Source organism: Flavobacterium chungnamense (genome assembly GCF_039539165.1).
Classification (GTDB): Bacteria; Bacteroidota; Bacteroidia; order Flavobacteriales; family Flavobacteriaceae; genus Flavobacterium; species Flavobacterium chungnamense.
In genome coordinates, this window is record NZ_BAABCS010000002.1 from 88,165 (window position 1) to 112,401 (window position 24,237).

Annotated in this window: 22 protein-coding genes; 19 read left to right on the forward strand and 3 right to left on the reverse strand. The window is 29.4% G+C overall.

The window, feature by feature from the left end:
* The first annotated feature begins 2 nt into the window (after positions 1–2).
* The 17 genes from ABD771_RS00270 to ABD771_RS00350 all read left to right on the forward strand — a co-directional run bounded on the left by ABD771_RS00270 (position 3) and on the right by ABD771_RS00350 (position 20,066).
* A complete protein-coding gene (locus ABD771_RS00270; RefSeq protein WP_345088932.1) occupies positions 3–1,388 on the forward strand; it encodes a glycosyltransferase family protein in 1,386 nt (461 codons plus the stop codon).
* Entirely contained in the window at positions 1,379–2,458 is a 1,080-nt protein-coding gene (locus ABD771_RS00275) for a glycosyltransferase family 4 protein (protein WP_345088936.1), read from the forward strand. Before ABD771_RS00270 ends, ABD771_RS00275 begins: the two co-directional genes overlap by 10 nt.
* Positions 2,458–3,885: an MBOAT family O-acyltransferase gene (locus ABD771_RS00280; protein ID WP_345088939.1), complete on the forward strand. Its 1,428-nt coding sequence runs from the start codon at positions 2,458–2,460 to the stop codon at positions 3,883–3,885. Before ABD771_RS00275 ends, ABD771_RS00280 begins: the two co-directional genes overlap by 1 nt.
* 3 nt (positions 3,886–3,888) lie before the next feature.
* Positions 3,889–4,785 carry a hypothetical protein gene (locus tag ABD771_RS00285; protein WP_345088942.1) on the forward strand — a complete coding sequence of 299 codons (897 nt, stop codon included), beginning with the start codon at positions 3,889–3,891 and terminating at the stop codon, positions 4,783–4,785.
* A 2-nt stretch (positions 4,786–4,787) separates the two neighbouring features.
* Positions 4,788–5,930, forward strand: a complete 1,143-nt coding sequence (locus ABD771_RS00290; RefSeq protein ID WP_345088944.1) for a glycosyltransferase family 4 protein — start codon at positions 4,788–4,790, stop codon at positions 5,928–5,930.
* A 1-nt stretch (position 5,931) separates the two neighbouring features.
* Positions 5,932–6,741, forward strand: coding sequence for an FkbM family methyltransferase (locus ABD771_RS00295; RefSeq protein WP_345088947.1), 810 nt, complete (start codon positions 5,932–5,934; stop codon positions 6,739–6,741).
* A gap of 16 nt (positions 6,742–6,757) precedes the next feature.
* On the forward strand, positions 6,758–8,302 hold the full coding sequence (locus ABD771_RS00300; protein ID WP_345088950.1) for a glycosyltransferase family 2 protein: 1,545 nt from the start codon (positions 6,758–6,760) through the stop codon (positions 8,300–8,302).
* A complete protein-coding gene (locus tag ABD771_RS00305) occupies positions 8,303–9,922 on the forward strand; it encodes a hypothetical protein (protein WP_345088953.1) in 1,620 nt (539 codons plus the stop codon).
* Positions 9,922–10,992, forward strand: a complete 1,071-nt coding sequence (locus ABD771_RS00310) for a lipid II:glycine glycyltransferase FemX (RefSeq protein ID WP_345088956.1) — start codon at positions 9,922–9,924, stop codon at positions 10,990–10,992. Before ABD771_RS00305 ends, ABD771_RS00310 begins: the two co-directional genes overlap by 1 nt.
* An 8-nt stretch (positions 10,993–11,000) precedes the next feature.
* On the forward strand, positions 11,001–11,744 hold the full coding sequence (locus tag ABD771_RS00315) for a class I SAM-dependent methyltransferase (RefSeq protein WP_345088959.1): 744 nt from the start codon (positions 11,001–11,003) through the stop codon (positions 11,742–11,744).
* 5 nt (positions 11,745–11,749) lie between these two features.
* Complete coding sequence (locus ABD771_RS00320) at positions 11,750–12,760, forward strand: glycosyltransferase family 2 protein (RefSeq protein WP_345088962.1); 1,011 nt, start codon at positions 11,750–11,752, stop codon at positions 12,758–12,760.
* A 118-nt stretch (positions 12,761–12,878) separates the two neighbouring features.
* Entirely contained in the window at positions 12,879–14,051 is a 1,173-nt protein-coding gene (locus ABD771_RS00325) for a hypothetical protein (protein ID WP_345088965.1), read from the forward strand.
* 42 nt (positions 14,052–14,093) lie between these two features.
* Positions 14,094–15,212 carry a glycosyltransferase gene (locus ABD771_RS00330; protein WP_345088968.1) on the forward strand — a complete coding sequence of 373 codons (1,119 nt, stop codon included), beginning with the start codon at positions 14,094–14,096 and terminating at the stop codon, positions 15,210–15,212.
* Positions 15,209–16,282, forward strand: a complete 1,074-nt coding sequence (locus tag ABD771_RS00335) for a glycosyltransferase (RefSeq protein ID WP_345088971.1) — start codon at positions 15,209–15,211, stop codon at positions 16,280–16,282. Before ABD771_RS00330 ends, ABD771_RS00335 begins: the two co-directional genes overlap by 4 nt.
* A gap of 1 nt (position 16,283) precedes the next feature.
* A complete protein-coding gene (locus ABD771_RS00340; RefSeq protein WP_345088974.1) occupies positions 16,284–17,654 on the forward strand; it encodes an O-antigen ligase family protein in 1,371 nt (456 codons plus the stop codon).
* On the forward strand, positions 17,608–18,618 hold the full coding sequence (locus tag ABD771_RS00345; protein WP_345088977.1) for a glycosyltransferase family 4 protein: 1,011 nt from the start codon (positions 17,608–17,610) through the stop codon (positions 18,616–18,618). Before ABD771_RS00340 ends, ABD771_RS00345 begins: the two co-directional genes overlap by 47 nt.
* A 53-nt stretch (positions 18,619–18,671) precedes the next feature.
* The gene (locus ABD771_RS00350; RefSeq protein ID WP_345088980.1) at positions 18,672–20,066 is read left to right on the forward strand and encodes an exopolysaccharide biosynthesis polyprenyl glycosylphosphotransferase; all 1,395 of its coding nucleotides are present in this window, start codon (positions 18,672–18,674) and stop codon (positions 20,064–20,066) included.
* A gap of 4 nt (positions 20,067–20,070) precedes the next feature.
* Here ABD771_RS00350 and ABD771_RS00355 read toward each other — a convergent pair whose 3' ends face one another.
* Entirely contained in the window at positions 20,071–21,186 is a 1,116-nt protein-coding gene (locus ABD771_RS00355) for a lipoprotein N-acyltransferase Lnb domain-containing protein (RefSeq protein ID WP_345088983.1), read from the reverse strand.
* 5 nt (positions 21,187–21,191) lie between these two features.
* Positions 21,192–22,259, reverse strand: a complete 1,068-nt coding sequence (locus ABD771_RS00360) for a putative type IX sorting system protein PorV2 (protein WP_486320568.1) — start codon at positions 22,257–22,259, stop codon at positions 21,192–21,194.
* A 145-nt stretch (positions 22,260–22,404) separates the two neighbouring features.
* On the opposite strand from ABD771_RS00360, the gene ABD771_RS00365 reads away from it, so the two are divergent.
* A complete protein-coding gene (locus ABD771_RS00365) occupies positions 22,405–23,130 on the forward strand; it encodes a CDP-alcohol phosphatidyltransferase family protein (protein WP_345088986.1) in 726 nt (241 codons plus the stop codon).
* Positions 23,131–23,172: 42 nt separating this feature from the next.
* Positions 23,173–24,015 (forward strand): GH25 family lysozyme, encoded by an 843-nt coding sequence (locus ABD771_RS00370; protein ID WP_345088989.1) that lies wholly within the window; start codon positions 23,173–23,175, stop codon positions 24,013–24,015.
* Here the strand turns inward: ABD771_RS00370 and ABD771_RS00375 are convergent.
* On the reverse strand, positions 24,008–24,235 hold the full coding sequence (locus ABD771_RS00375) for a DUF5808 domain-containing protein (protein ID WP_345088992.1): 228 nt from the start codon (positions 24,233–24,235) through the stop codon (positions 24,008–24,010). The two genes, ABD771_RS00370 and ABD771_RS00375, sit on opposite strands and share 8 nt — an antisense overlap.
* Between the last annotated feature and the right edge of the window lie 2 nt (positions 24,236–24,237).

Below are 24,237 nucleotides of genomic sequence, written 5' to 3' on the forward strand. Positions count from 1 at the left end.
AAATGAAAAAATTAGGAATAGTAATTACCGATGGCGTTGGCTATAGAAATTTTATCTTGAGCGATTTTATCTATGAAGCTCAAAAAAGTTTCGATGAGGTTGTAATTTTATCTTATTTACCTAAGTCTGCATATAATTCTGTTACATGTAAAGTCATTGAATTGCCAGTTTATGAAGAAAAATTCATTAATTGGTTTTTTAGAAAAGCCAAAGAACTTGCACATCTTCATTTGCACAAGATAGGAAATTTTGGCATTCAAGATAACTTAAGAGTTAATAATTCAAAAGCTAAAACAACTAGAGGTTTTACTACAAGATTAATCAATAAATGGACGTCCTATTTTTTCTCTGAAAAATGGATTCAATTTTATAATAAGTTGCAACAAAGGTCTTTTAGAAATAATTTAATTTCTAAAGAATATGGCACTTTATTGATAGATGAAAAATTTGATTTATTGTTTTTTACCCATCAAAGGCCACCGTTTATAGCTCCATTAGTATATCAAGCTGAGCAAAATAAAGTTAAAACAGTATCCTTTATTTTTAGTTGGGATAATTTAGCTTCCAAAGGAAGAATGGCTGCTAATTTTGATTATTATTTAGTTTGGAGTAATTTGATGAAAAACGAATTGCTTAAGTTTTATACCAATGTCAAATCTGAAAATATCGAGGTTGTAGGGACACCACAATTTGAACCCTATGTTTTAGATAGATACAAAACCACTAAAGATGAATTCCAACAAAAATTTGGTTTAGATAGTTCTAAAAAAACTATTTGTTTTAGCTGTGGTGATATAGCAACGAGTAAAAATGATGAGCTTTATATTCAAACAATTGCAGATGCTATTAAAAATAATGAAATTGAAAATGTAAACTTGTTAGTAAGAACTTCTCCTGCAGAAGATCCAATTCGATTTAAAAGTTTTGTTGAGAAATATCCTTTTATTAAATGGAATTATCCAAAGTGGCCACTTTCTAGAGATAAGCATCAAGAGTTGTGGACGCAACGAATTCCTTCTGTAGAAGATGTGGTTGATTTGAGGTCAGTTCTAGAGTTTTCAGATTTGAATATTAACATGTTGTCTACTATGAGTTTGGACTTTATTCAGTTTGATAAACCAGTTATCAATCCTGTTTTCGGAAATCTTGAAAACGGATTGTATGATGACCAACGTTTTTTGAATTACGCTCATATTGAAAATGTAGTCAATTGTAAAGCTACCAAAGTTGTTAAAGATGAATCTTCATTAATTGAAGCAATAAAAACATATTTGGATAATCCAGATTTAGATGGCAAAAATAGAATGGAATTGCTTAAATTACAAGTAAGTAAGCCTCTGTTTGAAACCGGTAAACGCATTGCACAAACCTTAAAAGCATGGGGGTAAACCAATCAAGAATAGCCGTTTTGTGTAACTATGAACTTCTTCCAGAGCGAGTAGGTGGTATGGACTATTTTTATTGGATGTTTGATGCAAAATGCAAAGAACAAGGCATTGAAATCGATTGGTTTTTTCCAAATCTCTCAAATCATGGAGGTTATTCTAAACTGAATTTGCATTCAAGTAACTACAAAAATGTTGAGAATTATTTTTTAGATAATTATTCTAATAATCAGTATTCTCATGTAATAACTCATTTTATTGAGCTTTGTACTCCATTTTATAAAAAACTTAAAAAGAGAAATAGTGCTAAGATAATTGCTATCGATCACAATCCAAGACCTTTGTCTGGGTATCCTCTGAAAAAGCGTTTAGAAAAAAAGACTAAAGGAATTTTATATGCTAAGTACATCGATTTGTTTGTTGGAGTATCTGAGTATTCTAAGGATCAATTAATTAAGGAATTAGGTTCTTTTATTAAAGATAGAATAAAAGTTGTTTGCAATGGTTTGGAAATTCAAAAGTTCAAAGTAAAATCAGATTTTAGTGTTTCCAATAAATTTTTAACTGCTTCACATTTAAGAAAAGATAAAGGTATTCAAGATGTTATTTATGCAGTAGCAGCTTTGAAAAAAGAATCGGATGTTCCATTTACAATTGATGTATATGGAGAAGGACCTTATGAAACTGATTTGAAAAATCTTGTTAATGAGTTTGATTTAGGAAATACAATAATTTTTAAAGGAAGTATTTCCAATTTACATGAGGTATATTCGGAGTATTCTTACTTAATTCATCCTTCTCATGGCGAAACATTCTGTTATACTGTTGTAGAAGCTTTGTTGAGTAATTTGCCAGTAATTACTACCAATGACCAAGGAAATGTGCTGAAATTAGTAAAAGAAAATAATAATGGATTCTTATTTGATGTTGGAGACAGTACTAAGTTGAAAATGATTTTGCTATCCATTTTAAATGGAAAAAACACTATAGTTAATGGTTTGGAAAAAGAGCCAGAAGTTTTGCAATTCTCTCTAGAGAAAATGGTTGATAATCATATAAAACTACTTCAGTAATGCTTTTCAACTCGATTTCGTTTTTACTATTTCTACCCATAGTTTTTGCTATTTATTGGATAGTAAACAAACGCAGTTTGGAGTTGCAAAATATATTACTTTTAGTTGCAAGTTATTTCTTTTATGCTTGTTGGGATTGGCGTTTTCTGTTTCTTTTAATTTTTTCAACAGCTTTAGATTATTTTACTGGTTTGAAAATGCATGATGCTAAAAATCAAAATCTTAAAACTTTTTGGTTTTGGTTGAGTATCGGAATTAATTTAGGGTTTTTAGGTGTTTTTAAATACTACAATTTCTTTGCAGAATCGCTAGCAGAAGCTTTGTCAAAAATAGGTTTTCATGCTAGTTTTTGGACCTTAGAAGTCATTCTTCCGGTAGGAATTTCGTTTTATACTTTTCACGGATTGTCTTATGTAATCGATATTTATAAAAACAGAATTGAGCCAGAGCGCAATATGGTGACCTATTCTTTATTTGTCAGTTATTTTCCGTTGTTGGTTGCTGGTCCTATAGAACGTGCTACGCATTTGTTGCCTCAAATTAAAAAGCAACGTATTTTCAGTTATCAGTTAGCTGTTCAAGGTGTGAAACAAATCATTTGGGGTTTGTTTAAGAAAGTTGTCGTGGCAGATAATTGTGCTTTTTTTGTAAATCAAATTTTTGAAAACTCTTCCAGTCATTCAGCTACCGAACTTTGGATGGGTATGTTTTTGTTTTCTTTCCAAATTTATGGTGATTTTAGTGGTTATTCTGATATTGCTTTAGGAACTTCCAAACTCTTCGGAATTGACTTATTGCGTAATTTTAACTTTCCCTATTTTTCAAGAGATATAGCCGATTTTTGGCGTCGTTGGCACATTTCACTATCTTCTTGGTTTAGAGATTACGTTTATATTCCATTAGGCGGAAGTCAAGGTTCTAAAGCGATGCAACTTCGCAATGTTATGGTGATTTTTCTCTTGAGTGGCTTCTGGCATGGCGCCAATTGGACTTTTATCTTTTGGGGATTATTACATGCTTTGCTGTTTATTCCATTATTAATTTCAAATAAAAATAGAGCCAGCATTTCTGATACTAAATACAATTTTAAAGCTTATTCAAAAATAGCTCTTACTTTTGTTTTGGTTTCAATGGCTTGGATATTTTTTAGAGCCAATACCATTACAGAAGCTTTTCAATATTTTGGAGGAATGTTTGATTTTCATTCCTTGTCAGCTAACTATTTTTACAAAAATTCTAAATATGCCTTGCTGACTCTAATAAGTAGTGTAGCCATTCTATTTTTAATTTTAATTGAATGGAAAAATGTTACCAAAGGAAATCAAGAAGTAAGACTTTCTAAATGGACTATTTTTGTGCTTTTATTTATGCTTTTTTGCATGGGAACTTATAGAAATCAAATGAGTTTTATTTACTTTCAATTTTAAAAGATGAAGAGATTTTTACTCAAAATAGCACAATACGGATGTATAGCTTTACTGCTTTTTAATGCTATTGCTTGGTGCAATTTATATTTCTTGAGAAACTCTTCTTTCTACAAACCACAGTTTTTATATCACGAAGTAAAAGAAACCAACTTCGATTATATTGTTATTGGCTCTAGTATTGGTTTGACTGGTCTTAATACTATTCAAATGGATAGTTTAGTTGGTACAAAAGGAATTAATTTATGTATAGATGATACCGGAATTAGTTCTAATTATTTGATGTTACAACATTTTTACAATCAAAAGAAGCAAGCTAAGTATTGTGTTTTAGCCATGAATCATTGGGATTTGGCTTCTAAAAATCCAGGATTGAGAACCAATGACTATCGATTTTTACCTTTTGTTAGTGAAGATTTTGTTTATGATTATTATTCTAAATTCGAATCCGGATATTTTAAACCATTAGCATTTTCAAAGTACTTACCAATGATTGGTGTAGCTTATTATAATTCTGAGATTTTTTATCCGTCGTTGGTTGCCAAAATGAAACCTAATAAACGCAATCGTTTTGATGAAAAAGGTAATTATTCTTATCCGGCAAATGAAGTTTTAAAAGAAACACCTTTTAAAACAATAACTTTAAAATGGAACAATCCTTACATCGATAAAATCAAGGAACTTTGTGATGCCAACAACACTAAATTAATTATTTATCAAGCACCAATTTATAAAACTAAAGTTGTAAATTCCAACACAGCGTTTACCTTTGTAAATCATTCCGATTTGTTGAGCGATAAAAAATATTTTTACAATGCAATACACGTCAATAAGTTTGGAAGAAAGAAGGTTTCTGCTGAATTTGCAGTAATTTTGCAAAATCTTTTAAAAACTAATCCATAAGCATGAAGATTTGTTTCTTAACACCCGAATATCCGCATCATTCAACACGTTCTTCAGGTGGCATTGGGACAAGTATCTATAATTTAGCCAAAGGTCTTATTGCTCTTGGTCACCAAGTTACTGTTATCGTTTTTGCTCAATATGAAGAAGCAACATTTGAAGAAAATGGTGTTACTATATATAAATTAAAAAATGTTTCTTTTAAAGGATTATCGTTTTATCTAACACAACTAAAGATAGCAAAACTAATCAATAAATTGTATTCAGAACATAAAATAGATATCGTTGAAGCTCCAGATTGGACCGGTTGCACAGCATTTGTAAATGTAAAATGTCAAGTGGTACTTCGACTTAACGGAAGTGATACCTATTTCTGTCATTTAGATCAAAGACCTGTAAAAAGAAAGAATCGATTTTTTGAAAAAAGAGCTTTAAAACGAGCTGATGGAATTATTTCGGTAAGTAAATTTACAGGAGATTTAACCAATGAAGTTTTTGGTATTAAAAGAGATTTTGAAGTAATTCCGAATGCAATAGATACAAGTCAATTTGAAGGAAGTTCTAATTTAAGTAATGAACAAACCATATTGTATTTTGGAACATTAATTAGAAAAAAGGGTTCTTTAGAATTGCCCTTAATTTTTAATGAAGTTTATAAGAAAAATAACCAAGCCAAACTCGTGTTGGTAGGAAGAGATGCCTCAGACATTATAACTAACAATAAATCGGTTTGGCAAATGATGCAGCCACTTTTTGATAAAGAAGCTTTCAAGAATGTTACCTATTTAGGAAGTGTACCTTATTCTGAAATAAAAAATCTAATAAACAATGCCTCTGTTTGTGTTTTTCCAACATTTGCTGAAGCTTTACCAGTTTCTTGGCTCGAAGCTATGGCAATGCAAAAACCAATTGTTGCCTGCAATATTGGTTGGGCAACCGAAGTAATTGAGGATGGAAAAGAAGGTTTTTTAGTGCATCCCAAAGACCATGAGCTTTATGCGACTAAAATAGAAACACTTTTGCAAGATAAAACCTTACAACTAACTTTTGGAAAAGCTGCTAAAGATAAAGTTTTGCAAAAATTTAGTATTGAGGTTGTTGCAAAGCAGTCTTTGGCGTTTTATTCAAATTATATCTCTAAATAGCATGAAGAAAGAAATTAAAAAGTTTTTGTCAAAGCTATTACCAAGCGGATATTTTAAAGAAAGAATAAAGTTGGTAATTTATAGAATTGGCAAGGCTAAAAATGTTGATTTTGATGTGATTAAAAACGAAGATGATAAAATTGTTTTCAAAACAACTTACAACGATTTAAGTTTTTATACCATTGAAGGATTATATACGATAGTGGCAGACTTTGATTATTATCAGCATTTTTATAAAGTAAAAGATGGCGACTTTGTAATTGATGCTGGTGCTAATGTGGGCAATATTGCTTTGTTATTTTCAAAGAATGTAGGAGAAAAAGGAATGGTATTTTGCTTTGAACCAGACCAATACAATATTGATTTTTTAAAAGAAAGTTTTAGTTTAAATCCATATTTACCAAAAAATTGGAAAGTTTATGATTTACTTCTTTGGAATGAAAATACGCAATTAGATTTTCAAGAAGCAGGAACTGTTGGATCTTCTGCAGTGTGGTTTTCCGATCAAGCTAATTTGGTTAAAAAAGAGGCTGTTACAATAGATAGTTGGAGTCAATTACAGCACCTTGAGAGACTTGATTTTATTAAAATGGATATTGAAGGCGCCGAAATAGAAGCTCTTGAAGGTTGTGTTGAAATAATTGAAAAGTTTAAACCAAATTTTGCAATTGCTTCTTATCATATTGTAAATAATGAGCCAACTTATATTAAATTAGAACAATTTTTTGAAAAAATTGGTTATCCATATAAAACAATTACGTTTAGAGGAAATGAAATAATTACCTTTGCAGGCCCAACAATACAAAAATAATAATCAGAATTTCTTTATGAATTTAAATTTCAAAGAATACAAAACGAGTCAAGGAGAAGTTATCCTTTATGTAGGAACTCCAAATCTTGAAAAATTGGAGGAACTTTCCAAAGGTTATGGCGATATTTGGCATAGTTCCTTTGAACAAGGTTATAAAAATGCTTTTCCTGATTTAGTTTATCAAACGTTTATTTTCTTTTGGTTTATTAATGATTTTGATAATCTAGATGAGTGTATCAGTTGGCGCTTGAATCCAAATAATTTTGCCATTAGAAAATCAGCATTTGATTTATTAGGTGGTTTTGATACTGATTTTGATAACATTCAATTGGCTGCTTTTGATTTTGCTTATAATGCTGTTAGAAATAGAGGAGCTATTCCTTTATATGTAAAAGGTTTGTTTGATGTTTCAGAAAAAGAAACCATTACAATTTCTACAAAAGACAGGTATGTTTTCTTTAGAAAGAATTTTAGAATGGCACATTCCATTTTTATGTTATATCGTAAAGGATTGTGGAATCCTTCAGAATGGAAAGCTTTTTTAAGTGCAAAAAGCAACTACAAACAACGTCCAATTCCGAGTGTAATTCCACCAAGAAAGCTTGAAGAAATCAAAGGAAATCCGACAGTAAGTTACATCATTCCTACTATGATGCGTCAAGATTTTACTTTGAATTTAATGGAGGATTTAAAAAAACAAACCTATTTGCCAACACAAGTTATTGTAGTTGATGCTACTCCAGAAAGCAGTAGAGACGAATCATTATATAATCCTGCGAATTATCCATTTGAAGTAATTTTTAAATGGCAAACTACTAAAGGGAGTTGTCGTGCAAGAAACGAAGCTATTGATTTGTGTACTGGAGATTATATCGTTTTTGGAGATGATGATATAAGAGTAGAAACCGATTTTATTGAAAATCATATCCGTTTACTTCAAACTTATAGTGCTGGCGCTTGTAATGGTTTAGACATTCAAGCCGATCATCAAAAACAAACCTTAGATGATTTGAAAGTTAAATTAGATAATTATCCTTTTGAACGTTGGTATGTTGGTGCTTCACAGAGTTTTAGTAATGCCAATTCTTGTGTAAAAAGAGAATTTGTAACCAAAGTTGTTGGAAACGATATCAATTATGATGGTGGCTATGGTGAAGATAGTGATTTCGGAATTACACTGACTAAAATTGGTGTTCCAGTTTTATACAATCCTTTTTCTACTAATTTGCATTTGAAACCACCAGTTGGAGGTTACCGTTTTTGGGGTTCACAAGCCAAAATTATGGGTAAAAAGCGTAAAACGCAACCATGGGAATTGGATACGCCAGTAAAAAATATTCGCCCAGTTCCAAGTCCGACAATTATGTATCAAATTCATAAGCAATTTACGCCTCAACAATTTGTAGAATACAAGCATAAATATTTTGTAATGTATCTTTTTAAAGGTAGTAAATGGTCTATTCCATTGAAATTGATAAAATTACCCTATCGAATGATGCAGTTTAACAAGTCGGTATTCTATGCAAAAAAATTAGTTCAGCTAGGAAAAAGAACAAAGTAAATGGTAAAATCAATCACTATTTTAACAACATCATTTAAGGAAAACGTTAGTTTTTCAAGTGATTTTGGCACCAAAATAAGTGTAGATTGTCAGCAAATTACTTCTAACACCAATTCATTTACAATCGAATTTGTTTTTGACTTACCAATTGTTTCTTTTAGAAATCATGATTATTCATGGATTGATGTCAATGAAACACGAATTGCTGCTTCTTTGTCTTCTAAAATTCTAAAACTTAGCAATGGTTTTATAGTTCAAGCCAATATTAATAAAGGCATTTGGGAAGTTAGTCCAAAAAATAAAAAGGTTCTTTTATGGAAGTTCAATCCAGAATATTCTAATTCCTTAACCGAATACACTGGAATAATAAATACTAAAAAATTAGTTTCAGCTAATTCTAAACTAAACTTTATTGAACAACCGAGTTTGCTTTTCACAAAAGAAAATGCTTTAGAAATCAGCCGTTCTAAAATTCCATTTTCAGCTATAGCTTGTTTTACAGATCATTGTGATTATGATACTTTGCCTAATTTAAAATTACAACGTCAGTTATTTGCAAAAACGAATATTAAGACTACAAAAGGTTTTTTTCTAAATCATTTTTCTAAAAGAAATGATAATGCCTCTTTTGAAAATGATAAAAAGGAATTGGAATTCTGGAAAAATGACGGACATGAATTGTGTTATCACTCCTTGTCACAATCCATAAAATCTGATGCAGAAAGTTTTGAAGATTTTCAAAATTTTCAACCTCCTTTTGATGACATTCCTGTTTGGATAGATCATGGTTTTCAGCCTTATAATTTTTCGCTTTATAAAAATAATAAATTTTCAAATACCACTTTTGAAAAGCAATTATCAGATAAAAAAATACAAGTTCTTTGGAATTACATTGATTCAGGAACAGCTACTTCTGGTGTTATTAATCAATTAAATACGGCTCAATTTACACTAAATAATTATCGAAAAGGAATTGCTAAATTTTCTTTTAAGACTAAACTCGTAATGCTTTTTAAGAATATCATTTTTCATTTTGATAATGATGAAAGTCGTGTTCGAAATTATATTGACGCTGTTGCTAATGCTCGAGCCATTATTAAAAAGAAACAGTTTTTGAAGGTTTTCACTTTGATTAAGAATATAGTTCCTTTGTTAATGGTAGTTTTGAAAGTGCTATTTTTATGGAATTCAGAGAAGAATAAACCCTACAAAGTAGCTCGTTTTGCTCCAATTTTATTTAAACACAGAATTGATACTAAAGATTTTTTTGTATTTCAAACCTTAGAAATGGTTGATTTTAAAAAAGCCTTAAATCCACAAAATATTGAATCTCTTATAAGTGAATCGGGTGTTTTTATTGCACATACTTATTTCTCTGTCGATATGAGTCATTATTCAGGGAAGCTATTCAAACAAGAAGGTGTTTTTGATGATAAAGTGGTGGCTAATTTTGAGAATTTATCACTTAAAATAAGAGAAAATAAGATTTGGAATCCCACACTTTCTCAACTCATAGAATATTTTAATATCTTTGAAGAGACGGTTTTTGATATTGATACTCATGGAGTTGTTTATATCAAGAATCCTAACAACTTGTTATCTTCAAGAATTATTAATTAATGAATTTTTTAATCTCCAAAGAACCAAGATGGATTCAAAAATGGGACGAATTTCTGTTAAAAGAAAATCGTGGTAGTCATTTGATATATTCCCAATGGTTGCAATCGTATGCTTCTTATGGTTTTGATTACGAGATTTTTATTGTTCATGAAAGTGAAGAAATTATTGGAGGTTATGGTGCTGTAATTGCTAAAAGTTTTTTCTTCAAATTTTATATAGTTCCTCATGGACCAATAGTTTCGGCTGGACAAGAAGATAAATTAGAACGTATTTTAACGCAACTTTCTACTCAAGCCAAAAAACATAGTTGCTGTTACGTTCAATACAGTCTGCCAGTTTCTAATGAATTAGAAATTGAACCTCACGTTTATTCATCACAAAAATTAAATACAATCAATTTAATTGGAAAAGGAGGCAATCTTTTCAAATATGTTTATAGTAATTATGGTATAAATTGGGTTGCTTTTAATACCACAACTTCGTCCGATGAATTATTACAACAAATGTCCGTTCAAGTAAGACGAAATGTTAATTTATCTTATAAAAATGCTGCTGAAATTTCTTTTGCTAAAACAGAAGAAGAATGTAAATTGGCTTACAAAGTCATTGAAGATAATGCTAAAGAAGCACACTATTCGGTAAGAGCTTTTGAAGATTTTAAAGCCACAATTTTAGAATTAGTAGCCAAAGAAAGAGCTTATTTGCTAACAGCAAAAATTGATGGAGTTATTAAAGGCGCTGGATTTGCTGTAAATTGTGGAAATCATTTGACGTACATTTCTGGTGGAACTAAAAAAGAGAAACCCGATTTGAAATTAGGTTATTTATTGCATTGGGAACTCATCAAGAAATCATACGAATTGGGTTATAAAGGTTACAATATTTCTATGGGAGGTTCTAAAGGCGTAATGGAATTTAAAGCCAAATTCAACACACAAACTATTTCTTTTGGAACACCACATCGACATGTAATTATTAAGCCAATAATTTTTAAATTATATTTAATATTAAATTCTATTTTTGTTAAAAATAAGAAAACCATTTCTGTTTTATTAAAACGTTTCAAATAGTAATTCAAATGAAGATTGAAAATAAAGATTTTTGGGAAAAAGAGAATATTATTGCTACTCAAGAAGTACTTAAAAAAGCTTCCGATTTTGAGGAGTTTATGTTCGAAAAAGCAAAAGAACGCTATAGTTCTGTTGGAAGCATTCAATCTATAAAAATTTTTGGTTGTGGAACTGGTAGAGAAATTGAATCTATTGCAGAGTTTTATAATCCAACAAAGATTGTAGCTTCCGATATTTCTGAAAATATGATTGCCAAGTGTAATGAAAATTTGAAATTATGGAACATTGATTCCATTACAGAAACTATTGTTGGTGATGCAAAAGCTTACAATAAAGTTGATAATGTATTTGATTTGGTAACTATTTTGAATAGTATGTTAACTTATGTTCCAGTAAGACAAGATCGATTGATAATTTTTAAAAATGCTCTTCAAATATTGAAGCCCTATGCGACTATTATAGGAACTGTTCATAATCAAGTTGGTGCAACTGCTAAGACTTATTATTTTAAGTTTAGAGGTTTGTTTTCATTTGTTTTAGGTGAAAAAGTAGGTAATAGAAATACAGGTTTCAACGGATATAAAGTGCCAGGTTATTACTACAGTAAAAAAGGTTTGATAAACGACTTAATGACTGCTGGATTTAAGGATGTTGAAGTTTATTCACTTGAAGAATATTATGCTTTGTATGGTAAGAAGTATAATAGAAAAACTGGTTACAATAACTTAATCTTTATAGCAACAAAACCCTAATTTCTGTGGGAAATTCATCTAAAGTTTGTTTGATTATTTGCACGTACATGCGTGCGAAACCATTGTTGAATTTATTAAATTCAATAAAAAATCAAACGCTTTATCCTGATGAAATTTTAATAATTGATGGTTCTACTAATTATGAAACTAAAATTGTTTTAGAACAAAATCAATTTCATAAACTCATTTACTTTCAAGTTCCTCCAGGACATAGAGGATTAACACGTCAACGAAATTTCGGAACATCAAAAATTGGTGAAGGAATGAAAATCATTTGTTTCTTAGACGATGATACCGTTTTAGAACAAAATTATTTTGAAAATGTTGTAAAAACTTTTAGCGAGAATCCTAATGCGGTTGGAGTAGGAGGTATTGCTATTAATGAGAACAAATGGAAAGTAAATGATAAAGGAGTAAAACAAAGTTCTAAATATTACACTCTTGAAAATTACTATATTAAAGAATCTTCAAGAAATTATCTGAGAAATATTTTAGGATTAGGATCTAATGAGTTGCCAGGGATAATGCCAGAATTCTCTAATGGAAAAACATGTTATTATCCTTTAAATGCAAAGGTATATCCTGTTGATTTAATTGTTGGCATGTCAATGAACTTTAAGAGAGAAGTTTTTTATAATATAAAATTCTCTACTTACTTCGAAGGCTATGGTCTTTATGAAGATGCCGATTTTTCTCTAAGAGCTCTGCAATTTGGACAAAATTATATTGCTACATCAGCGCAACTAAGTCATTTTCACGATAATTCTGGAAGACCAAATAAATATAATTATGGCAAAATGGTATTGCGAAACGGATGGTACGTTTGGCGAGTAAAATATCCAAATCCGAGTCTTGTAGCAAGATTTAAGTGGAATTCTATTGCTTTTTTATTAACTTTAATCCGATTTACAAATATTTTTACTACCAATAAACCTAAAGAAGCTTTTACCGAAAGTTTAGGTAGAACTATTGGGTGGTTTAGTTTGCTTTTCAATAAACCCAAAAGAAATGATTGATATAAATAGATTTAAGAATATTTTTTTTAAAATAAATACTCAAAGTATCACAATGCTTGCGATGCTTTTTTTGTTTATAAACGCTTATTTACAAGTACTTTTTTTTAATCAAACTTTTATGAATGTTGGCGCCAATGCTGATGAAACTGCCTACAGAGAGTTTTTGAATACTAATTCTGATTTTAGTTTTAGTTTGGTTTCTAATGCTCAAGCGCAGCCCTATGCGTTTTTTGGATTATTGTTGAATAAATTTTTTCAAGACGCTCAATTTACCAACCGATTAATAAGCTTAATTTCTGCAGTTTTCTTATTGCTTTTTCTCTTTAGATATTATAAAAAACAAAAATTCACAAACCTTATTCAAGGGAATCCTTTTGTGAGTAACTTGATTGTTTTTAATATTCTATCTTCTGTTTTATTAGTATTGTCTTGTCATTTTGTGGGTACATCAGACATGATTTCGGTTGCATTTGCATTACCAGCTTTTATACTTTTAACTGAAGTTTTATTTTATAAAAAGCAGCATAGTGTTATTATTATTGGATTACTGTTTGCACTATCATTCACTTCGAGACCTACTTTTTTAATCAGTTTAGCTGCTTATTTGTTGAGTATTGTTTTTATAATGAGAAAGCAATTATTTTCAAAGCAATTAATTTTTGTTGGTTTGTTTTTTGTTGCATTTACGGCATTAATTAATTTTAACCCTATTGTAAATCAAGGAAAAATTGTTTTAGACATTAAAACTATTGCTGAAGAAACCGGTACTTCATGGTTTGAAATGAATTATTTGATGGCAAAAAAATGGGATGCTGGTGAAATACCAACTACACAATGGCTTTCTAGTGATGACATAATTCAATATAAAAAGGAGCATCCGGATTTTATTTTTCCAAAAAATCATTTAGATATTTTAGTTAACGATACAGGAATGTTTACAAGACAATTTTTTCGGATGTTTGGAATGTCTATGTATTCTTCATCTAGATATATGTATGTTCTCTTTCCTTTTTTAATTCTCTTTCCTTTTTTGAAAAAGAAAGAAGAAGATTTAGTAGTCAACAAAACTGTTTATTTTACCCTTAGTTTTTATTTTATTTCGTTATTTATTTTTATTGTAAGCGCTATAAAATTAATGGAGTTTAGATGGATGCATATTGCTATAGTTTTTTATGCTTTCTACGCAATAAATGCTGCTAAAACTATATCCGAGAATAAGCGAACTGTTCTTTTTAATAGTGTTTTTGTTATCGGTATTCTGTTTTTTATTTTAAAAATGTTAAAAGGATAACTTTAGTTTTAATAAATGAATTAATTAAACATCAAATAGTTTATGACCTTTTGCATCATTACTCACGTTATTCATTTGCAATCTGAAGATAAGTATTTAGGTTATGCTCCTTATGTGAATGAGATGAATATATGGTTAAAACATGTTGATAAAGTAATAATAGTGGCGCCTTTAAAACATATAGACAAGACAGCGATTCATCAGGCATACCAGCATCATACTATTGAATTTATTGAAGTACCTTCTTTTTCATTAACTAGTTTTAAAGAAATAATCAAGTCGATAGTAACCTTGCCAGTATTATTTTTAAAAATTTTTGATGGTATAAAAAGAAGTAATCATATTCATCTCAGATGTCCAGGAAATATGGGTTTATTGGGTACTTTAGTTCAAATATTTTTTCCAAAAAAAGCAAAAACTGCTAAATATGCTGGTAATTGGGATTCTAATTCGAAGCAACCTCTTTCATATAAGATTCAAAAATCGATATTGAGCAACACTTTTTTAACCAAAAATATGCAGGTTTTGGTTTATGGAGATTGGAAAAATCAAACTAAAAATATCAAATCTTTTTTTACAGCAACTTATAGAGAAGATGAAAAAATAGACGTTACTGCAAGAAATTTGAATATTAAACTTCAATTTTTGTTTGTTGGTACTTTGTCTAAAGGTAAGCAACCCATTTACGCTGTTAAATTAGTTGAATCATTAAAGAGAAAAGGAATCAATCTTGAATTATCAATTTATGGTGAAGGTCAGGAAAAGGAGGCTATAGAAAATTATATTCAAATTAATGATTTAAATGATGTAGTTTTTCTTAAAGGAAATGTAAGCCGTGATGACATGAAGTTGATTTATCAGCAAAGCCATTTTTTGATTTTACCTTCTAAAAGTGAAGGCTGGCCAAAAGTTGTTGCTGAAGCAATGTTTTGGGGTTGTCTTCCAGTTGCTTCAAAAGTATCTTGCGTTCCCAATATGCTCGGCAATGGAGAAAGAGGGATTTTACTTTCAGAAGATTTAGAATACGATTGTAATTTAGTTTTAAAGTGTGTTGATAATCAAGAATTGTACAATACTAAAATAAATGCGGCAATAAGTTGGTCTCGTAACTTTACAATTGATAAATTTGAAAGCGAAATAGAAAAATTATTAAAAGCATGAGAATTCTACAAATTATTGATTCATTAGATATAGGTGGTGCCGAAAAAATGGCAGTCAATTATGCTAATGCCCTCTCAAATCAAGTAGCATTCTCGGGATTAGTAACTACTAGAAAAGAAGGAAGTTTAAAAGAGCAAATAAATTCTAATGTTCCTTATTTATTTTTAAACAGAAAAAAAACGATTGATTTTTCTGCAATTTTTAAATTAAAAAAATATTGTAAATCTAATGATATTCAATATGTTCAAGCACATAGCAGTTCTTTTTTTACTGCTTTTTTGTTGAAGTTGATTTTGTTTAAAATCAAAATTATCTGGCATGATCATAATGGTTTGAGTGAATTTTTAAATGCTAGAAAATCATTAGCTTTAAAAATTGCTTCCTATTTTTTTGAAGGGATTATAGTTGTAAATTATCAATTAAAAAATTGGGCTGAACGAGAATTGAATTGTAAAAAAGTAATTTATTTAGCAAATTTTACAAGTATTTCACAAAATGGTTTGAATGAAACTGAGCTTTTTGGTAAAACTGAGAAACGAATTTTGTGTTTAGCTAATTTAAGATTCCAAAAAAATCATTTTTTATTGATAGATGTTGCTAAAAAAATGAAGTTGTCTCATCCAGATTGGACTTTTCATTTGGTAGGAAAAGATTTTAATGATGATTATTCAAGTAAAGTAAAAACTGCTATTGCAGAAAACGTTTTGCAAAATCATGTTTTTATTTATGGTTCGAAGAACGATACTCAAAATATAATCGAACAATCTGAAATTGCAATTTTAACCTCTCAATCCGAAGGATTGCCAGTTGCTTTGTTAGAATATGGATTGAACAGAAAACCTGTTGTTTCTACCGAAGTTGGAGAAATTCCGTTAATTATTATAAACAATGAAAATGGATTTATTGTCCCAAAGTTTGATGCAGAACAATTTTATGGCGCATTGATTGCAATGATAGAAAATGATGAATTAAGAGTAAAGTTAGGTAATGCTTTATACCAAACCATTCAACAAAATAATTCAGAAGAAGCAGTTCTAAACAAGTTTATAAGTTGGGTAAAAACCAAATAGTATGCAAAATAAAGAGAAGAATTACCTTTTTTTAGTTTTCATCCACATTGCGCTTGGAGTATTCATTTATGCTGTGCCATTTATTTCTAAAATTTATGGTGCATTAATGTTTATAGTTAGCGTTTACTATATAATAAAAACTCAAAACAAGAATAATGAAGTGCTTTATGCTTGCGCTTATATTGTAGGAAGTGAGGTTTTTTTGAGGATGACTCATGGAAATCCCAATCATGAGTTTTCTAAATATGGAATAATTTTCTTTATTTGTTTGGGAATGTTTTATAGTGGTTTTTCCAAAAATGCAATTCCTTATTGGATTTATCTTATACTACTCGTTCCTGGAATTGTAATCGCAACACAGACTTTAAACTTAGCTACTGCTGATATTAGAAAAACCATTTCATTTAATATTTCTGGTCCATTATGTCTCGGTTTTGCCTCACTTTATTGTTATAATCGGAAAATAAGAATAGAAGAAATTAATAATATTTTACTTGTAATGGGTTTGCCTATTTTGTCTTGTGCAACTTATTTAATTTTATTTACTCCCCAAATTAAGGAGATTGTTACAAGTACTGTGTCCAATGTAGAAACTTCTGGTGGTTTTGGTCCAAATCAAGTTTCTACAGCACTTGGTTTAGGTATGTTTATTTTTTTTACAAGAGTTATTGTTGCTTCAAGAACTAAATTTTTATTTTTAATAAATATTTTAATTGTACTTAATATAAGTTACAGAGGCTTATTAACATTTTCTAGAGGAGGAATGATTACGGGTATTGTAATGATAATTATTTTGTTGGTTGTTTTTTACATTAATTCAGAATATAAAGGAAGAGTAAAACTAAATTATTTAATTGTTATATTAACGGCAGTGTTAGTCGGTATATGGTTTTATACTGAAGACCAAACAGGAGGATTAATTGGAAAAAGATATCAAAATAAAGATGCGTTAGGTCGAAAAAAAGAGAGCAATTTTTCTGGTAGAGAGCAAATAGCTGAATCAGAAATCAATGCGTTTTTAGAAAACCCTTTTTTTGGTATCGGAGTTGCTAAAGGAACAGAATATAGATTAGAACAAACCGGTGAAGTTGTTGCTTCTCACAATGAATTAACAAGATTGTTGGGAGAGCACGGTTCATTAGGGATACTGATTTTATTAATATTGTTTTTTACACCAATATTCTTATATTTAGATAATAAACGGCATATCTATATGTATTGCTTTTTAGCTTTTTGGATACTAACTATAAATCACGCTGCTATGCGAACGGCAGCTCCATCTTTTATTTATGCTCTTTGTTTATTAAAAATTAGATTCATAGACGATGAAAAAGTTGCTTTACATAGGGAACAAGTTATCAAAACACGGTAATACTGCAACATCTATAGAAACATTAGGTAGTTTTCTAGAAGTTGAAGGTTTTAAAGTGTTCTATGCTTCTTCTAAAAAGAATAAGGTTCTTAGGTTTTTAGACATGATCTTATCTACTTTATGGTTTTCTAAAAAAGTGGATTATGTTTTGATTGATACCTATAGTACTCAAAATTTCTATTATGCGCTGGTAATTAGTCAATTATGTAGAATTTTTAAAGTAAAATATATTGCGAAACTTCATGGTGGAGATTTGCCAAATCGATTGCAAAAAAGTCCATTCCTTTGTGAATTACTGTTTAGAAATGCTTATATAGTATCAGCACCTTCTGCTTATCTGATGAAAGTTTTTGAAGTAAAATATTCAGAAAATTTAATTTACATTCCAAATACTATTGAAATTGATAAATATAATTTCTTAAAAAGAGAATATAATGTACCTAGGTTGTTATGGGTTCGTTCTTTTTCTAAAATATATAACCCAAAAATGGCAATAAATGTATTGTATAATCTGAAGAAAGAATTTCCAAATGCAAATTTAACAATGGTTGGTCCTGATAAGGAAAACCTTATTGATGATTGTAAAAAATATGCATCAGAGTTAAATGTTGATGTGAAGTTTACAGGAAAATTAACCAAAGAAAAATGGGTTGAATTGTCTAAAGATTATAATGTTTTTATTAATACAACACATTTTGATAATACTCCTATAAGTGTTATTGAAGCTATGGCATTAGGTTTGCCAATTGTTTCAACCAACGTTGGAGGAATGCCATTTCTGATAACGGACTATGAAAATGGACTTTTAGTTGGTGATAGTGATGTTGATGGAATGACCGATGCAATTGTTGAAATTTTTAATAATGTAATTTTAAGAGAAAAAATTACAATAAATGCAAAAAATACAGTTGAATCATTTGATTGGGATGTAATAAAGCAAAAATGGTTTGAAATATTGAAATAGTACTTAAATTTGTATAGATTTTACTAACTTGCGTCACAGTTGTAAATGTACTAATGAAAAGCAATAAGAAAATACATTTTGAGGTATCAGAACGAAAGGTTCTTCTGAAGGTTTTTGATGTAATCTTTGTATTGCTATCATTGTATATTATTAGCTCTATTTTTGATTTTAAATATTTTACATTTTCTACTACAAATTACTATTGGGCAATTGTTCTTGCTATCTATGTTAATATATTTGGTTCAGTCTTTGAAATGTATAATTTGCAAGTGGCAAGTAATCAATTTCAAGTCATTAAAAGTATTATTCTTACTTCTTCTACAACAGTATTAATTTATCTTTTAACACCAATTTATACTCCAGAATTACCTTCAAATAGATTACAAATTATAATATTTTTTGTTGCTATTTTTGGCTCGTTATTACTATGGAGAATATTTTATGTTATGCTCCTAGCATCACATCGATTTATAAAAAAAGCTATATTAGTATGCGATAAAGAGCAATTACAAGAACTTGTTACAGGAATAGAAAATGCAGATCCACATTATAAAATAATAGCTTTTGTAAATTCTGATGGTGAAGATTCTTTTAATTTTAAATTCAAATCAATAAAGAATATTCATCCTGATGATTTAGAGAGTTTTGTTAGAAAAAGTTCTATTTCTGAAATAGTAATTGCTTCACAAAAAACCGAAGGAATTACGGTGAGTTTATACAATCAACTAATACATTTATTAGAAAATGGGTTTATAATTAGAGAGTATACTCAAGTTTATGAAGCTATTACTCAGCGAATTCCAGTTCAATATGTTTCTCGAGATTTTTATAGATATTTTCCTTTTAGTAGAAGTAATCAAAACCATTTGTATTTATTGGTTTCAAGATTGACCGAAGTCATTTTTTCATTAATAGGACTCTCTATTGGTTTAGCTTTTTTTCCAATAATTTTAATTGGAAATTTTCTCGGTAATAGAGGTAAATTATTTTATAAACAAGAGCGTGTTGGTAAAAATGGTGACGTATTTGAAATTTATAAATACAGAACTATGGTTAAAAATGCTGAGTTAAATGGTGCTGTTTTTACAACTTTAAATGATAGTAGAGTTACACCATTTGGTAAATTCATGCGTAAAACTAGATTAGATGAATTCCCTCAATTTATTAATATTCTAAAAGGAGATATGGCTATTATTGGTCCAAGACCTGAAAGGCCAATATTTGTAAATGAAATAGCAGAAATAATGCCTTTTTATGAAACTAGACACGTTGTTAAACCAGGATTGACAGGTTGGGCACAAGTTAACTATGCTTATGGCGATTCAATAGAAGATAGTTTGGTGAAGTTGCAATATGATTTATATTACATCAAGCACAGAAGTATTTTTCTTGACATCAATATTATTATTAAAACCTTTAGCACGGTATTATTTTACAGAGGGCAATAATAGTTTAAATACTTCTTTTTTTAACTTTTTTGTTTCGCTTTAGTAATTTCAACAAAATATAATTGTTGGCTAAAATAAATGGAATCATTAAAGTTAAATGTGGTTTACCAATCATAATTGCAATATAAATTAAGGTCATTGCAAAACACACATTAGCCATTTTTCTAAACCAAGTGATTCCCAAAAATCCTAAGGTTACATATATTGGATTAAAAAGTAGAGCATTATAATTCCACAAAACTTCTTTGTGTTCTGAGTACAATCCTACTAGGCAAAGAAAAATCCCCAATAATCCTGATAGGAATAGATAGGATAATGAAACATACTTATTATTGATTAAAGCTATTACTAGTAGAATAAGAGCTATGAAATAGATACTATTTATAAAAGAAAAGGAAGAAGTAAGCTCAGCTCCTTTAATTAAGGTTTCTTTTTTTACAACCAAAGGTCTGTTGTCAATTTTGGCTTTGTCTAAACTATTTAACAGCTCAATAGGAAGAAATAGTTTTTCAGCTTTTGCATCTGTTTTTGCTCCAAAAATTATATTTATACCCAATTTATAATAAAAGTGATTATCAAAATAAGGATAGAGTAATTCCCTATAAGAAATGGATTTGTCATCCACTTTATTGATTAATTTTTGACCTACAATAGTATTAATTTTTTCTACAACCATTGTAGTGCAATTTCGGTCTATAAATTTGTAAGTATAATTTCTTTCTTCAGAATAAAGAGAAGCGTTTAAAAGTTCAAATAGTTCTTGTTTTTTTGCTAATGGAAATAATAAAGTCTGTTCGATAACTTCGCGATTATCACTTTGATATTCAAAAATGAAGTCCTCATAAGAAGTAGCATTTATAAAATATTGTAAGTCACCTTTTACAAATTTTAAATAGAAGTTTTCGGTTCTAAAATCGAAAGCACCATAGTTGTATACTACGTCTAAGTTATTTATGGAATCTTTAATACGTATGGCTGTATGACCAAAAGTGGAGTAAAGTTCATTTCCTCTTCCACAAGTAAAAATACTTACAGAGGCATTTTCTGAAAGCGCAGGATTTTGAGAAAAACCAATGGTTTGAAAAAATAAGATAAGTAGAAGAAGTAATTTTTTAATCATAACGGTTATCTAAAAACACTAAAATCAACTTTCACAGAAAAAATATTGGAATATAATGCAGCACTTTGATCACCTAAATCGGTCAAAGCATAATCAACTTGAATTCCTTTATATTTAAAACCAAGTCCAATATTGGGTTGAAAACCTACTTTTTTAGAACCATCTAATTGTGTTATGTTTTGAAAATTTCCAACTCCAGCTCTTAGAAAAACTAAGTCAGTATAGTTGTATTCAAATCCTAAAGCAGGGTCGATACTTACAAAGTTAGTTGCCAATATATCGTTGGTTCTAGAAAATTGCATGTTCAAATTTCCAGAAGCTTTTAAATAAGTTTCATTATGAAAATCAAATGTTTTAGACATTCCTAACTGAGCTTTTGGTAGTGTAATTTCTGAACTTTCTGGTAAATCTTGGTTTTCTCCAGGAATGGCATTTTTTATTTTAGCATATTCTTCCTCATTGATAGCCCAAACATTATAGGTAGTGGTAATGTCTCTCAACATTAACCCAAATTTCCAATCCTCTCTTTCAAATTGAAGCCCTAAATCGAAACCAAAACCCCAAGAATTTGCAAAATCTCCAATAACACGTCGAATCACTTTTGCATTAACACCATATTGAAACCCTGGTATTTTAAGTCTTCTAGCATAAGATAAAGTCAAACCATAATCGGCAGTTGAAAATTTACTGATTCTATTGTAATCAATGTTTCCATCTCCATCAATAAGTTGAGTAGTATTTAATATATCATCTACTCCAAAACGAATTAGAGAAATACCCCAAGCACTATCATCATCAATAGGTTTTGCATAAGCGGCATAATCGTACTGGGCAATATTTGCAAAATAACTTGCGTGCATCAATGAAGCTTGACTATCTTCTAAATTGAGTAATCCTGCAGGATTCCAATAACCTGAATTTACATCATTTGTATGAGCAACAACAGCGTTAGACATTCCCAACGCAGCAGCATCCACACCTATATTCATAAACTCGTTAGAATATTTTCTAACGGCTTGACTATGAGCTAAAGTGCAGCCTAAAAAGAAGGTTAAAAAAAGAATTTTCTTCAAAGCAAATATTTTTTCAAAAATAGAAATTTTTATTGAGCTAACTTCATATACAATTCATAATAATATCTCAAATAAAAACTCTAATTACAAACGTACTTATGTATAAACTTATTGTATTACATTTGTCTTTAGAAAAATTAAAAGCATGAACATCAAAAAGCACATTCCTAATATACTTACTTTATTAAATTTATTCTGTGGTTGCATTGCTATTGTTTTTATCTCTAAATTGAGATTTGACATTGCCTTTTATTTTGTTTGCTTGGGAATATTTTTTGATTTTTTTGATGGTTTCTTCGCCAGAAAGTTTGGTGTAGCTGGACCTTTAGGTGTTCAGTTAGATTCCTTAGCAGATATGGTTACAAGTGGTGTAGCTCCTGGATATGTAATGTATCAAATGTTGTCGTTTGATGGAAGTTTTATGCAAATTACAAATGATTTGTCTTTTTTTCAAGTCTCTTTTTTAGGTTTTATTATTACACTAGGTGCTTGTTATCGATTGGCAAATTTCAATATCGATACAAGACAATCTGATTCTTTTATTGGGTTGCCAACTCCTGCGAATGCTCTTTTTATCATGAGTTTACCTTTAGTCATTGCACAATGTCATTTTCTTACTTTGAGTGAACTTCTAAATATGAAATGGGTTCTTTTGACAATTACATTGTTAAGTGCTTACGTAATGAATGCTGAAATTCCGTTGTTTTCATTGAAAATAAAGAATTTTAGTTTTCAAAAATATAAATTACAAATTGGATTTTTGGTTCTTTCAATAGTATTGATTGCAACTTTGCAATACCTTGCAATACCTTTAATAATAATGACTTATGTTTTATTGTCGGTTGCAAATAATATGTTGTCAAAAAAGTAGTTATTTAGTATTAAGATTTTAGTATTAAGTATCAAGACTTTTATGGCAAAAGCTACCACGAGAAAAACACCAATTCGAAAAAGAGCTATCAAGAAAAAGCAAATTTTTTTTTCTTTAAAGTTTATTATTATATCGCTTTTGATTATTCTATTTTCTTTTGGGATTTATCATTATCGCAACGCTATTTTGTATTATTTTAGTTTCAAAACAGATAAAGTTTTAAAAGAGGATAAAGTGGCACAAGCTAGAATTTATCAAATTTTGAAAGCTCATAAAGAATTGAGTTTTGGGTTTGATGTTTCTCAATATCAAGGTGAAATAGATTGGGAACAAATAGATTCTGTTGAAAATAAATTTCCATTGCATTTTGTACTTATTCGAGCAACAGCTGGAAATAATAAAGAGGATTCGGAGTTTGATGACAATTGGAAAGCTGCCAAGAAACATCATTTTATTCGCGGTGCTTATCATTATTATCGTCCAAACGAAAATTCAATCGAACAAGCCGAAAATTTTATTAAGACAGTAACTTTGCAAAAAGGTGATTTGCCTCCAGTTTTAGATATAGAACAATTGCCAAAAGAGCAATCTATTGATAGTTTGAAAGTAGGATTGAAACGTTGGTTGAAAAAAATTGATGCGCATTATAAAATAAAACCTATTATTTACACCGGAGAAAAATATTATGAAGATTTTCTAAAAGAGGAATTTAAAGGATATACTTTTTGGGTTGCCAATTATAATTTCTTTGTAGAAAATATAAAAGAAGATTGGCTTTTTTGGCAATTCACAGAAAAAGCAGTTATCAAAGGAATTAATGAAAAAGTTGATCTTAACATATATAATGGAACTCCAAAAATGTTAGAATATTTAACTATTAATTAGTTACTTTAGAATTATATAAAATAGTAATTACTAAAATCATTACTAATGCAAAAACTAAAACAGATTTTGTATTGGCAAAGTTTACAGTCCAACCCATCCATTTTACCCTTTTTGGTGGAAAAATACGTTTGTCTTCTTTGTTATAATAAATACCACCAAATTTCCAATTATTAGGATCTTTATGCCATTTATCTAATGTCTCTTTCGATGGATTTTCCATTT